This window comes from Pseudarthrobacter sp. 01T43 (genome assembly GCF_056398665.1).
The window spans coordinates 22,176-34,543 of record NZ_JBFTPV010000029.1; the positions used below are offsets into that span (position 1 = coordinate 22,176).

Genomic DNA, 12,368 nt, shown 5'->3' on the forward strand with positions numbered 1-12,368 from the left:
CCACGAAAGGACTTCCGATGACAAAAACCCAACCCCTGCGGGTCGGCATGGTGGGCTACGCCTTCATGGGAGCCGCGCACTCGCACGCCTGGCGCACTGCCCCACGCTTCTTTGACCTGCCGCTGCAGCCCCAGCTCACTGCGGTTGCCGGACGAAATGCCGACGGCGTGCGCGCCGCAGCGGACAAGCTCGGCTGGGAATCGGTCGAGACGGACTGGCGGCGCCTGATCGAGCGCGACGACATCGACCTGATCGACATCTGCACCCCCGGCAACACCCATGCGGAGATTGCGATTGCCGCCCTCGAAGCCGGCAAGCATGTGCTGTGCGAAAAGCCGCTGGCGAATTCCGTCGAGGAGGCCGAACGGATGACCCTCGTGGCGGAGACGGCAGCCAAGCAGGGCATCCTCTCCATGTGCGGCTTCAGCTACCGCCGCACCCCCGCCCTGGCACTGGCCAAACGCTTCGTGGAACAGGGCAAGCTCGGCGAGATCCGGCATGTCCGGGCCCAGTACCTGCAGGACTGGCTCTCGGATGAGAACGCCCCCATGACCTGGCGGCTGGACAAGAGCAAGTCCGGGTCCGGGTCCCTCGGTGACATCGGGGCGCACAGCATCGACGCCGCCCAGTGGGTCACCGGCCAAAGCATCACCGGCGTCTCGGCGTTGCTGGAGACCTTCGTCCCGGAGCGCCCGCTGGCCGGTGACCTCGTGGGCCTGGGCGGGCATGGTGACCTCAGCAGTGACGCGCCCCGCGGAAGCGTCACCGTCGACGACGCGGCGATCTTCAGCGCAAGGTTCGACGGCGGCGGGATCGGTGTCTTTGAAGCCACCCGTTATGCGCTGGGCAGGAAGAACGCGATGCGCCTCGAAATCAACGGAACCAAGGGCTCCCTGGCGTTCGACTTCGAGGAAATGAACGTCCTGTCCTTCTACGATGCCGCCGAATCCCCGGACGCCGGATTCCGGCGGATCTTCGTCACCGAGCCCGAGCACCCGTACGTCGGCAACTGGTGGCCCACCGGCCACGGCCTGGGCTACGAGCATGGCTTCACCCACCAGGTGGTGGACCTCGTCACCGCGATCGGTGAAGGCCGCCAGCCCGAGCCGTCCTTTGCGGACGCCCTGCAGGTCCAGCGGGTCCTGGCCGCGGTGGAGTCCAGCGCTGCGAACTCCAGCCAGTGGCAAAAGGTCTGAGCAACGCCGCCCAAAGCCAGTACAACCAAGGAAACCCGATGACACGACCAATCACGCTTTTTACCGGCCAGTGGGCCGACCTGCCGTTTGAGGAGGTGGCCCGGCTCGCCGGCGAGTGGGGCTTCGACGGGCTCGAAATTGCCTGCTGGGGCGACCACCTGGACCCCCGGCGCGCGGCGGAGGACGACAACTACCTCCAGGGCCGGCTCGACATCCTGGCGAAGAACAACCTGCAGGTCTTCGCGATCGCCAACCACCTCACCGGCCAGGCCGTGTGCGATGACCCCATTGATGAACGCCACCAAGGGATCCTGTCCGCGGAAATCTGGGGTGACGGTGAACCCGAAGCAGTGCGCCGCCGGGCAGCGGAGTCCATGAAGGACACCGCACGGGCAGCTGCCCGGCTGGGTGTGAAGACCGTGACAGGATTCACCGGTTCCTCCATCTGGAAGGCCGTCGCCATGTTCCCGCCCGCCTCGGCGGCAATGATCGACGCCGGCTACCAGGATTTCGCCGACCGCTGGAACCCGATCCTGGACGTCTTCGACGAGGTGGGCGTCCGGTTCGCCCTTGAAGTCCACCCGTCCGAAATCGCCTACGACTACTGGACGTCAAAGCGCACCCTGGAAGCCATCGGGCACCGCACGAGCTTCGGGCTGAATTTCGACCCCTCCCACTTCATCTGGCAGGACCTGGACCCGGTGATGTTCCTGCAGGACTTCGCAGACCACATCCTCCACGTGCATGTGAAGGAATCGGTGCGCCAGCTGGACGGCCGCAATGGGCGCCTCGGGTCCCACCTTGCGTGGGCGGATCCCCGGCGCGGCTGGGACTTCGTCACCGCAGGGCACGGGGACGTGCAGTGGAACCGGATCTTCCGGACCCTGAATGCCATCGGCTACGAGGGCCCCACCAGCATCGAATGGGAGGACGCCGGCATGGACCGCCTCATCGGTGCCCCGCAGGCACTGGCCATGGCGCAGGAGCTGGCCCGGATCGCCCCGCCCGCGGACGCCTTCGACGCGGCCTTCGCCAGCCGCTAGCCCACTTTTCACCGGCCACCTGGCCGGGAGCCAACCAAAGGAAACCACAAATGACCGAACGCAAGAACGCCCTGGTGGTCCGCGGCGGCTGGGACGGCCACCAGCCGTACGAGGCCACCGAGCTCTTCATCCCTTACCTCAAAGACAACGGCTACGACGTCCGCGTCGAGGAATCCCCCAAGGTTTATGCCGACGCCGACTACATGGCAGGCGTGGACCTGATCATGCAGTGCATGACCATGACCACCATCGAAAAGGACGAGTTCTCCGGGCTGCGTACCGCCGTCGAAAACGGCACAGGCCTGGCCGGCTGGCACGGCGGGATCGCCGATTCCTACCGGAACAACTCGGACTACCTGCACCTGATCGGCGGCCAGTTCGCCTGCCACCCCGGCAAGCACCCGGACGAGTGCATCGGCGGGCAGTCCGACAACTACGTGCCCTATACCGTCAACATGCTTCCTGCAGCGATGGAACACCCCATCACCCAGGGCATCAAGGACTTCGACCTCGTCACCGAGCAGTACTGGGTCCTCTCCGACGACTACATTGACGTCCTCGCCACCACCACACAGAAAGTCCGCGAGTGGGACCCGTGGAACCGCGAAGTCACTTCCCCGGCCATCTGGACCCGGCAATGGGGCAAAGGCCGGATCTTCGTCGCCACTCCCGGCCACCACGTCGAAATCCTCCAGGACGCCAACGTCCGCACCATCATCGAAAGGGGCCTGCTGTGGGCAAGCCGTTAAAAGTAGGAATCGTCGGCTGCGGCGCCATCATCGCGCAGTACCTCACCAATTTCCGGAAGCTCAATGACATCGAACTCGTGGCAGTAGCGGACCTGGACCCGGCACGTGCCCAGGCGGTGGCGGACGACTACGAGGGCGTGCGTGCCGTGTCCGTTGACGAGCTTCTCGCGGCGGACGACGTCGAACTGGTCCTGAACCTGACCATCCCGGCGGCGCACGCCGAGGTGGCACTGAAGGCGATCGCCGCAGGCAAAAGCGTTTATGGCGAGAAGCCGCTTGCTGCCACGACTGCGGAGGCGCGCCAGGTCCTGGACGCAGCGCGCGAGGCAGGCGTCGCCGTCGGCTGCGCCCCGGACACCGTACTGGGCACCGGCATCCAGACCGCGCGCAAAGCGATCGACGACGGACTGATCGGGGCACCCATCTCCGCCTCCGCCACCATGGTGACGCCCGGGCACGAACGCTGGCACCCGAATCCGGACTTCTACTACCAGCCCGGCGGCGGTCCGCTCCTGGACATGGGCCCCTACTACGTCACCGCCCTGGTGACCCTGTTGGGCCCAGTGGTTTCGGTCATCGGCGCGGCAAGCCACACCCGCAACGAGCGCACTATCGGCTCAGGACCCCGCCGCGGCGAGACGGTGCCTGTGGACATTGACTCCCATGTCACCGGCGTCCTGGTCCATGCGTCCGGTGCGCTGTCCACCCTTTTTATGAGTTTCGACGCCGTGAAGTCGAAGTCGCCGAACATCGAGATCCACGGCTCCACGGGATCCCTGATGGTGCCCGACCCCAACCACTTTGATGGCGAGGTCCAACTGTTTTCCCTGGGTGCCGACGGCTGGGAGACCCTTCCGGTCTCCGCCGGGTACGTCGACGCCGGACGCGGCTTCGGCATCGCCGACCTCGCCTCCACCGGGCAGGGCGAGGAACCCCGCGCGGGGGGCGCCCTGGCTTACCACGCCCTTGAGGTCATGGAGTCAGTGCTCGAATCAGCCCGCAGCGGCAAGGCCATATCCATCCACAGCACCGTCGAACGGCCGGAGAGCGTCGAGTTAACGGTCCTGACCGACGATGTGGACAGGCTCGAGGCTCAGGAGGCTGCCTCCTAGAATCAGTTGAACAGGGTGCATTCATTTGCTGACAGCGAAGTATCGGTAGCCTGCACAGCCGGAGTCTGGAAGTAGGAAGGTAGCCATGGCAAAACCGGAGATCGAATTTACCGCCACTTCATCCGTTGAGTTCAGGCCCTGCAGCCCGCCTATCGACGGACTCTCGGAAGCTGTCCTGGCACGCGACGACACGAACGGCGCCGTCACGCGGATCCTGAAGTTCGAGGCCGGAACGGATACTTCCCCCGTCGGTGTGCTCACCCATGACTGCTGGGAAGAAATCTTCATCATTGAGGGGTCCGTGACCGATCAGCGGCTGAACCGAACGTTCAGCGCAGGCGATTGGGCAGTGCGGCCTCCGGGCATGGAACACGGCCCTTGGGTCTCCGAGGACGGGGCCAGGATGTTTGAAGTGCGGTACTACCAAGAACCGTGATGAGCGGACGACGGCGGGACTTCCCGCCGTCGTTCGGGGTTCGGGGCGGTGCCTTCTTCTTCAGGCCTGAGACAATGGCCCCATGGAGATCGCACTGGGACTTCTGGTTCTCGTCGCGGTGGTCTGCGCGGGCAGCGCCCTGGGCCGGAAGCTCAACATTTCGGTTCCGCTGCTGCTGGTGCTGGCCGGCGTCGCCGCTTCGTTCCTCCCGTTCGTTCCGCACATTGAGCTGAACCCGGAATTGGTCCTGGTGGGCCTGCTGCCGCCCCTGCTGTACGCCGCGGCGCTGCGGACTTCCCTGTTCGATTTCGGCTCCAACCGCCGCGCCATCGGGCTACTTTCGGTGGGATACGTCATCTTCGGCACTGTCACCGTGGGCTTCGTGGTCTGGTGGCTGTTCCCGGAGATCCCGCTGGCCGCCGCGATCGCCCTGGGCGCCGTCCTGGCACCGCCGGATGCGGTGGCCGCCACCTCCATCGCGAGAAAGGTGGGGATGCCGCGCCGGATCGTCACCATCCTTGAGGGTGAATCCCTGGTCAACGACGCCACCGCACTGATCTGCCTTCGCGCCGCCATCGCGGCCATCTCGGGTTCTGTATCCGTGGTGGGGATCGCCGGAGACTTCCTGCTTGCCGCCGGGGGCGGGGTGGTGGTGGGCATGGCTGCCGCCTACGTGCTGACCGCGCTCCGCAAGCGGATCCGAAACGTCGCCATCAATACTTCCACGTCACTGATCGCGCCGCTCGTTGCGTACCTGCCCGCGGAGGCGATACACGCCTCGGGGGTCCTCGCCGTCGTCGTTACCGGACTGGTGATGGGCACGAAGGCGCCGTCCATGCCCAACGGCGCCGCCCGGCTGAGCCAGCGCAGCAACTGGAACACGGTGCAGTTCCTGCTGGAAAACTCCGTTTTTCTCCTGATCGGGCTGCAGGTGCGGTCCATCATCGAGGGCGTCCAGGACGACTCCCTCGGCGCCGGCCGGATCTGGGCCGGCTGCGCCATTATCCTGCTGGCGGTGCTGGTGCTCCGGCCGGTGTGGGTGTTCCCTGCGACGTACCTGCCCCGGCTGATTCCGGCAGTGCGGCGGAACGATCCGGCGCCGCAGTGGCAGTTCCCGGCCATTGTTTCCTGGGCGGGGATGCGCGGCGTGGTCACGCTGGCCGCGGTGCTGGTCCTGCCCGCGGACTTGGAACACCGTTCCGTGCTGATCCTGGCTGCCCTGGTGGTGGTGGCCGGCACGCTGACTTTGCAGGGCTTCACTCTTCCGGCACTGGTGCGCGTCCTCCGGATCCCGGGCCCGGACCAGCGCGAGGACGCCCTGAACCAAGCTTCGCTGATGCAGCAGGCCACCACGGCCGGAGTGGCCCGCCTGCAGGAACTGCGCACGGATGACGATCCGCCGGAGGTAGTGGCCATGCTGAAACGGCGCACCCAGGAGCGCGGGTTGGCTGCCTGGGAACGGCTCGGCCGGCCGTCCGCGGAAACAGCCACGCCCAGCGAGCGCTACGCCCGGCTGCGGCTTGCCATGCTGGAAGCGGAACGGGCCAAGGTGCTGGAGCTGCGGCGCGGCGGCGAGTACGCGCAGGAGGTCCTGAGCGCGGTCCTCGATCGGCTGGACGTTGAGGAGTCCATGCTGGACGTCTCGCTCGATGAGGTGGACACCTCCGGCGAGGGCGGCGGGGAGGGTATTGCGAGGCCGGGCGGGGTGTGCGGCCATCTCGAATCGGCCCGCTCCCTGGAGGTGCCCCGCGACGCTTACTGCGCGGACTGCCGCCGGGAAGGCACAACGACGGTGCACCTGAGGATGTGCCTGCAGTGCGGCAAGGTGGGGTGCTGTGATTCCTCGCCCGGCACCCATGCTTCCAGGCACTTTGAAGCCACCGGGCACCCGGTCATGCGGAGCATCGAGCCGGGCGAAGACTGGCGCTGGTGCTATCAGGACGACCTGCTGGGGTGAGGGCGGCAGCGACTATGCGGAGCAGCAGGCATAAGCTAAGAACGGCACTTCTCTGCCATTACCGGGGAGGTCATCGTGGACACTGAAACCGCCGACGTCATCGATCATGATGTCACCACCATTACCTGCGTATGCGGGAACACCGTCAGCAAGGACGGGTTGATCCAGGCCAATTCAGACGGCGTCCCCGTCTACATCGGAGATAAATCTCCGGCCCCGCCGAGCTGGCGGAATGGCCTGCGGATGAGGACCTCTACACCCTGTGCCCCTCATGCGGCCGCGTGTACCGTGACGCGGTCATCGAAGAAACAGGAACCGCGCCCGTTGCTTTCCGGGTCGACGTCACCGCCGACCCCGTTGCCGAGGCTATCCGGGTCCACTGGAACCTCAGCACGTAAACCCTCCCGGAATCCCGATCACGGGAACGTGGTGAGCGGGCGCTGCGGGACCTGCTCGGAGGCGGTGATGACAACTGATGCTCGGTGCCGGCACCGAGCATTACGAGGCACGCGTGAATGTCCCCAGCCCGGTTCTGTCGTAGAAGTCCAGGGTGACCCTCGGTGAGCGGCCGCTGCTTGCTTCTGCAAAAAGTGCACCGGCCAGGCCGTTGCCGTTCTCTCCTATGGATTCGAAGCTAAACGTGTCGCCGTCAAAGTGAGTGAGCGGGAAAGTCGTGGTGCTGCCGGCCGGCCCCATTCTCATGGCCAGTTTCCCGCCCTCGTCAAAGACCACAAGCCGGCCATAGTAGGCGTTGTCATAGGCGCCTGCATAGGCACCGTTTGTTCTGGCAGGAGAGTGCGCAGACGGAACCTTGGTGTAGTCGACTTCAGGCTTCTCGGACTCATCGATTTTTTTGAACACGCCGGCAGTAAATGCCAGCCAATCAACCGTGGGCGATCCGTGCTGGGCTGTATCCAGGAAGCCCGCGCAGATTGCTTCGGGAATCCCCTGGGGCCGCCCGTTCGTCAGGGCCACAATGGCCAGTTGTTCACCGGGAAGCATCGAGACAGCGGTGGCTGCGCCAAGATTAAACGCTCCGGAGTGTCCCAGCTGGACACGGGCCTGGTCGTCGTAGGAGACGTTCCAGCCCAGCCCATAGAAACGCGAGCGGGCAGCCGGGGCCGACGCCGGTCCGGAGACCGCGTGCGGTACGTGGGTTGTCTGGAGGGCAGCCGGATCAACCACGGGATTGCCCCCGTAACTGCCGTTTCCAAGCTGCAGCCGCAGCCATTGTGCCAGGTCCCGCACCGACGAACTCGCGCCACCGGCCGGAGCCTCGGAATCGGCGTCGCGGCGGTATTTCGCTGCCCACTCCTTGTTCCCGAGCGGCACATGAAGGGTGGCCTTGTTTGTGGCCCGCTCATAGTCCGAGTGGCGGTAGCTGCTGGCGGACATGCCCAGCTTCCGGAAGAGGATCTCGTCAGCCAGATCTTCCCAGGTCATTTTCATCGCATCGGCTGCTGCCTGGCCGGCTTCCGTGTAGCCGAAATTGCTGTAGTTGTAGCTGGACCGGAACGTATCAAGGGGCTCCTGGTTGAGGTGGCCGAGGATGTATTCCCGCTCGAATCCGAGGTCCTCCAGCAGGTCACCCGAACCTGTCTTCAGCCCGCTCCGGTGTGACATCAGGTCAGCGAAGGTGGCATTCCGCGTGACGTAGTCATCCTTGAGCGCGAAGTTCTTATGACGTTCAAGGACGGGATCGGTCCACTTGATGAGCTGGCGCCCCACCACCCCTGCCACCACTGTGGACGCCAGGGGCTTGGAGACAGAAGCCAACTGGAACACCGTGTCAGGGTCAATCTCTTCGGGCTTTCCGACCTCCCGGACCCCGAAGCCCTTGGAGTACACCACCTCGTCCCGATACACCACGGCGACGGCCATCCCCGGGAGCCCGGTGCCATCCATGGCGTCCCGGATCAATCCGTCGAGCTTGGCCACAGCATTTGTAACTTTCGGCGGGTCCAGCAGTGGTTCGACCTGTCCCGGCGGGGCGGGAAACAGTGATGCCGACACCGCTGACGCAGGCTGTGCGGAGTCGCCGGTGCAAGCGGACAGCAGGGGCATGGCGGCAATGCCGGCCGCCCCAACCCCGGCCGCTTTCAGCAGCGTACGTCGGTTCGGGGAAATAGACCCCATGCTGCCCATGTGCTCCCCCTTGATCCGTCAGTCGGTGAGCGCTCCGGCCCGTGGCGGTCATCGCTTCTATAATGGACCGCGCACTGAAGCCAGGCAATGGATGCTCGCGAAGTCGCGAAGACGTAGGCGATGGCGATTATGCGAGGCACCGGACCCAGCTTGATGCCCCCGGCGGGGTGAGAATGGTGGAATGAGCTCCGCATTGAAACGACACCGGCCCGAAGGCCGACTGCCCGTCCGGGACCGGGGTCCCGCCGTCGGCGTTTGGCTGGCGCTGCAGTGAGTACGTTCGTCCTGATCCCGGGAGCCGGCGGCGCTGCTTGGTACTGGAGTCATGTTGTTCCCCTGCTGCAGGAGGCCGGCCACCAAGCCGTCGCGGTCGATCTGCCCGGCGACGACGAACGCGCCGGGCTCGCCGAATACGCGGGCCTAGTGGTGGAAGGCATCGGTGAGCATCACGACGTGGTGCTCGTGGCGCAGTCGCTGGGCGGCTTCACCGCTCCGTTGGTGTGTGAAAAGGCCCCCGTCGGGGAACTGGTGCTGGTCAATGCGATGATCCCCGTTCCGGACGAGACCCCCGGCGCGTGGTGGGACAACACCGAATGGGCTGCAGCGCAGCAGACCGCGGCCAAGGCCCACGGCTACAGCACCGAGTTCGACACAGACACCTACTTCCTGCACGACGTTCCCCCGAAAATCGCCGCGGAAGGAGAACCGCACCAGCGCCCCGAAGCAAACGCCGCCTTCGAATCGGTATGCAACTTCACGGCCTGGCCCTCGATCCCCACGCGCGTGCTTTCCGGCGAGGGAGACCGGTTCTTTCCCCTGGACTTCCAGCGCCGGATCGCCTGTGAACGCCTCGGCATCGAACCCGACGCCATCCCGGGCGGCCACCTCCTCGCCCTGGCCAACCCCGAGGGTGTAGCCAGGTACCTGCTGCGCAGTTGAACGAAAACCGCCCCCGTCGAAAGGATTCCGGACGACGGCGGGACCTCCCGCCGTCGTCGGTTTCCGTTTTGTTAGGCGTCGCTGTGGGCGAGGTTGCTGGATAGCTCCCGGTGGGCATGGGCCTGGTCCTGGAGCGCCTTGGCCCGCGCCTCGAAGGTGCCAACGGCGTCGGCTCCGGCGGCGAACCGCAGGGGCGGCTCTTCCAGTTCGGCCAGTTGGATCAGGGCATTGGCGAGCTTGGCCGGGTCGCCGCCCTGCTTCCCGTCCATGCTTTGCCACGCCTTGACCGTCTGTTCGGTGCGCTCGGCGTAGTCCTCGATGGTTGACTTGGCGTAGCTGGTGGATTCCGGGGTAAGCAGCTCTGTGCGGAAGAACCCCGGTTCCACGATCATGCTGCGGATGCCGAACGGTGCGACCTCCTGGGCCAGCGACTCGGCCCAGCCCTCCACGCCGAACTTCGACGCGGCGTACGCGGTGAGGAATTCTCCGCCAACAATGCCGGCGGTCGACGAGATGGTGACCACTAGGCCGGAGCGCTGGGCCCGGAGGACCGGGAGGGCCGCGCGTGTGACGTTCATGGGTCCGAACATGGTGGTTTCGATCTGTGCGCGGAAGTCCTGCGGGGCTATTTCCTCGAAGAATCCGGCGTAAAAATTGCCGGCGTTGTTCACCAGGACGTCGATCCGGCCGAACCGGTCCACGGCTGCCCGGATGGCGGCGGCTGCGTTGGCGGGATCGGTGACGTCGAGCTTCACGGCCAGCAGGTCTTCGTTTTCGCCCACAGCCCGGGTGACTTTGTCCGGGTTGCGGCCGGTGGCGACCACGGCGTGGCCTGCGGCGAGGGCTGCCTTGGCGATGTCTGTCCCGAGTCCGCGTCCGGCGCCGGTGATGAACCAGACCTTCTTACCGGCCGTGTTGCCGCGCTGCTCGATGGTGGTGTTCTGCTCAGTCATGTTGAGGTTCTGTCTTTCCTGGGTTGCGTGTTTCCGGCCGCGCGTGGGAGCGTGCGGGGGCGGTGGATCCGCCGGCAGGACCGCCGGCGGTGGCTGTTTCGGGCGGTGCTGCCGCCCAGCTGGCGAGGAAGGCCAGCGCATTTTCGGACGCGGAGCCAGGCTCCGCGGTGAAGGTGTACAGGGTCTGCCCTTCGTCCCCGGGGAGATCCAGCGTCTCGAACTGCAGGGACAGGTCGCCGGCGACCGGGTGGTGGAAGCGCTTGGTTCCGGTGGTGTGGATCCGCACGTCGTGCCCGGCCCAGAGCGCGGCAAACAGGCCGCTGCCCGTGGTCAGCTCCCCGACCAGCTCGTTCAATGCCCGGTCGTGCGGGTTCCGGCCCGTTTCCAGGCGCAGCATCGCGACCGTGGTTGCTGCGATCGCGTCCCAGTCGGGGTAGAGATCGGCGGCCCTCGGGTCAAGGAAGAGGTAGCGTGCCTGGTTCGGCAGCCGGCCCGGAATGTCCGCCGCCAAGGACGCGGCTGAGTTAAATACCCCGTCATAGAGTGCCCGGCCCAGCAGGTTGGCAGCGAGGACGTCGCCGCGGCCGTTCTGCACCACGGCGACTACTCCGGTCATCCCGTCCAGCAGGCGTAGCACGCCGGGACGGACGCGCTGCCGTGTCGGGCGGCGGGGTGTACGGCGCGAAGGGGTTTTGGCCGTCCGAGCCAGGTCCATCAGGTGTGCTCGCTCGGCCTCGTCCAGCTGAAGGGCTGAGGCCACAGCCTCGAGCACAGAATCTGAGACACCGCGGATGCTGCCGCGTTCCAGCCGCGTGTAGTAGTCCGTGCTTACTCCAGCAAGCTGGGCCACTTCCTCCCGGCGCAGTCCCGGGACACGCCGCAGGTCCCCGTAGCTGGGGATGCCGGCCTGCTCCGTGCTGACCTTCGCACGACGCGTGATCAGGAACTCGCGGATCTCTTCTTTTATGTCCACGAGTTCCACGGTACGCAGCCCGGTTCGCTGGCGGCAGTGTCTGTCAGACACCCCCAGCCCGGCTGGAGACGGAAGCCGCAAGACGACCTGCACCGGAATCGCCGAACAGCGGAGGGCGAGCCACCTGGATCACTGGTATTGCTCCGGAGAACCATGCGCCCAACACGGCCAGCGCACTAATCCAGGTCGTTATCCGCCGTTTCACGCCCGCCCTCAGGTGTTGGCCGCGTCCCTTTCAATTTCCTCGGCGAGGCCTCCATCCCATAACTCATGCTTGCGGATCGTTCATAAGGGATCAATAGCCTCGCCACCATCAGGCGAACTGCCGACGGCGTGGAACCGTCAACCCGGCCCGCTACCGCTGCATGCCACGCCGTGGTACTTTCAGCGTGATCAGGATGTCCCATACGGCTCCTATCCAGCCCGGCTCCTGGCGCAAACCCCGGAAAGGGAAGGCAACGATGCCAACTCTATTGATTTTCCACGAGGTAGACGACGTTGAGCACTGGCTCAACTCACCCAAGCGAGTAGAAGTCTTCGGGCCCTTGGGCATCACGGTTCGAACGTTCGTCGACCCGGGAAAAAGCCAGCGGGTAGGCCTGATCGCCGAGGTCCCCGACATGGAAACGTTCCAGCGGTTCATGGAATCTGAAACGGCAGCCGAGGCGATGAAGTTCGACGGCGTCCGTCCGGAAACAGTCCTGACACTCGTCCAGCCTTAGCCTTGATTCACCGATGCTGATCGGGGCGCGGTCGGCGGTTTAAACCGAGAATGCCTGTCTTTTCGCGGAAAATGGGGTTTGTCTAGAACACCTTTTCACCAAAAAGAGAGGCATCTCGTAGATGCAACTTTCCCATACCGGGG

11 protein-coding genes are annotated in these 12,368 nt (G+C 65.5%); 8 read left to right on the plus strand and 3 right to left on the minus strand.

Going from position 1 to position 12,368, the window contains the following annotated elements; genetic code table 11:
- Positions 1-17: 17 nt before the first annotated feature.
- The 6 genes from AC1DIM_RS18155 (at position 18) to AC1DIM_RS18180 (ending at position 6,493) form a co-directional block, all read left to right on the plus strand.
- Positions 18-1,196, plus strand: coding sequence for a Gfo/Idh/MocA family protein (locus AC1DIM_RS18155; protein WP_477711899.1), 1,179 nt, complete (start codon positions 18-20; stop codon positions 1,194-1,196).
- A gap of 38 nt (positions 1,197-1,234) precedes the next feature.
- Positions 1,235-2,239 (plus strand): sugar phosphate isomerase/epimerase family protein, encoded by a 1,005-nt coding sequence (locus AC1DIM_RS18160; RefSeq protein ID WP_477711900.1) that lies wholly within the window; start codon positions 1,235-1,237, stop codon positions 2,237-2,239.
- Between the two features lie 50 nt (positions 2,240-2,289).
- Entirely contained in the window at positions 2,290-2,988 is a 699-nt protein-coding gene (locus AC1DIM_RS18165; protein ID WP_477711901.1) for a ThuA domain-containing protein, read from the plus strand.
- Complete coding sequence (locus tag AC1DIM_RS18170) at positions 2,973-4,100, plus strand: Gfo/Idh/MocA family protein (protein ID WP_477711902.1); 1,128 nt, start codon at positions 2,973-2,975, stop codon at positions 4,098-4,100. Before AC1DIM_RS18165 ends, AC1DIM_RS18170 begins: the two co-directional genes overlap by 16 nt.
- Positions 4,101-4,185: 85 nt before the next feature.
- On the plus strand, positions 4,186-4,536 hold the full coding sequence (locus tag AC1DIM_RS18175) for a cupin domain-containing protein (RefSeq protein ID WP_477711903.1): 351 nt from the start codon (positions 4,186-4,188) through the stop codon (positions 4,534-4,536).
- An 82-nt stretch (positions 4,537-4,618) separates the two neighbouring features.
- A complete protein-coding gene (locus AC1DIM_RS18180) occupies positions 4,619-6,493 on the plus strand; it encodes a Na+/H+ antiporter (protein ID WP_477711904.1) in 1,875 nt (624 codons plus the stop codon).
- Positions 6,494-6,991: 498 nt separating this feature from the next.
- Here AC1DIM_RS18180 and AC1DIM_RS18185 read toward each other — a convergent pair whose 3' ends face one another.
- Positions 6,992-8,638 carry a serine hydrolase gene (locus AC1DIM_RS18185; protein ID WP_477711905.1) on the minus strand — a complete coding sequence of 549 codons (1,647 nt, stop codon included), beginning with the start codon at positions 8,636-8,638 and terminating at the stop codon, positions 6,992-6,994.
- 270 nt (positions 8,639-8,908) lie between these two features.
- On the opposite strand from AC1DIM_RS18185, the gene AC1DIM_RS18190 reads away from it, so the two are divergent.
- On the plus strand, positions 8,909-9,577 hold the full coding sequence (locus AC1DIM_RS18190) for an alpha/beta fold hydrolase (RefSeq protein ID WP_477711906.1): 669 nt from the start codon (positions 8,909-8,911) through the stop codon (positions 9,575-9,577).
- Between the two features lie 71 nt (positions 9,578-9,648).
- Here AC1DIM_RS18190 and AC1DIM_RS18195 read toward each other — a convergent pair whose 3' ends face one another.
- Together AC1DIM_RS18195 and AC1DIM_RS18200 are read right to left on the minus strand one after the other, a co-directional pair.
- Positions 9,649-10,530: an SDR family oxidoreductase gene (locus AC1DIM_RS18195; RefSeq protein WP_477711907.1), complete on the minus strand. Its 882-nt coding sequence runs from the start codon at positions 10,528-10,530 to the stop codon at positions 9,649-9,651.
- The gene (locus AC1DIM_RS18200; RefSeq protein ID WP_477711908.1) at positions 10,523-11,503 is read right to left on the minus strand and encodes a helix-turn-helix transcriptional regulator; all 981 of its coding nucleotides are present in this window, start codon (positions 11,501-11,503) and stop codon (positions 10,523-10,525) included. Before AC1DIM_RS18200 ends, AC1DIM_RS18195 begins: the two co-directional genes overlap by 8 nt.
- A gap of 461 nt (positions 11,504-11,964) precedes the next feature.
- Here AC1DIM_RS18200 and AC1DIM_RS18205 point away from each other — a divergent pair, with 461 nt between their 5' ends.
- Positions 11,965-12,225: a hypothetical protein gene (locus AC1DIM_RS18205; protein WP_477711909.1), complete on the plus strand. Its 261-nt coding sequence runs from the start codon at positions 11,965-11,967 to the stop codon at positions 12,223-12,225.
- The last annotated feature ends 143 nt before the right edge of the window (positions 12,226-12,368 follow it).

What these genes read in the sequence shown, in the direction of transcription:
- AC1DIM_RS18165 (WP_477711901.1), top strand. Translation starts at nt 2,290, where the DNA reads ATGACCGAACGCAAGAACGCCCTGGTGGTCCGCGGCGGCTGGGACGGC.
- AC1DIM_RS18195 (WP_477711907.1), bottom strand. Translation starts at nt 10,530, where the DNA reads ATGACTGAGCAGAACACCACCATCGAGCAGCGCGGCAACACGGCCGGT.
- AC1DIM_RS18180 (WP_477711904.1), top strand. Translation starts at nt 4,619, where the DNA reads ATGGAGATCGCACTGGGACTTCTGGTTCTCGTCGCGGTGGTCTGCGCG.
- AC1DIM_RS18185 (WP_477711905.1), bottom strand. Translation starts at nt 8,638, where the DNA reads ATGGGCAGCATGGGGTCTATTTCCCCGAACCGACGTACGCTGCTGAAA.
- AC1DIM_RS18205 (WP_477711909.1), top strand. Translation starts at nt 11,965, where the DNA reads ATGCCAACTCTATTGATTTTCCACGAGGTAGACGACGTTGAGCACTGG.
- AC1DIM_RS18155 (WP_477711899.1), top strand. Translation starts at nt 18, where the DNA reads ATGACAAAAACCCAACCCCTGCGGGTCGGCATGGTGGGCTACGCCTTC.
- AC1DIM_RS18160 (WP_477711900.1), top strand. Translation starts at nt 1,235, where the DNA reads ATGACACGACCAATCACGCTTTTTACCGGCCAGTGGGCCGACCTGCCG.
- AC1DIM_RS18175 (WP_477711903.1), top strand. Translation starts at nt 4,186, where the DNA reads ATGGCAAAACCGGAGATCGAATTTACCGCCACTTCATCCGTTGAGTTC.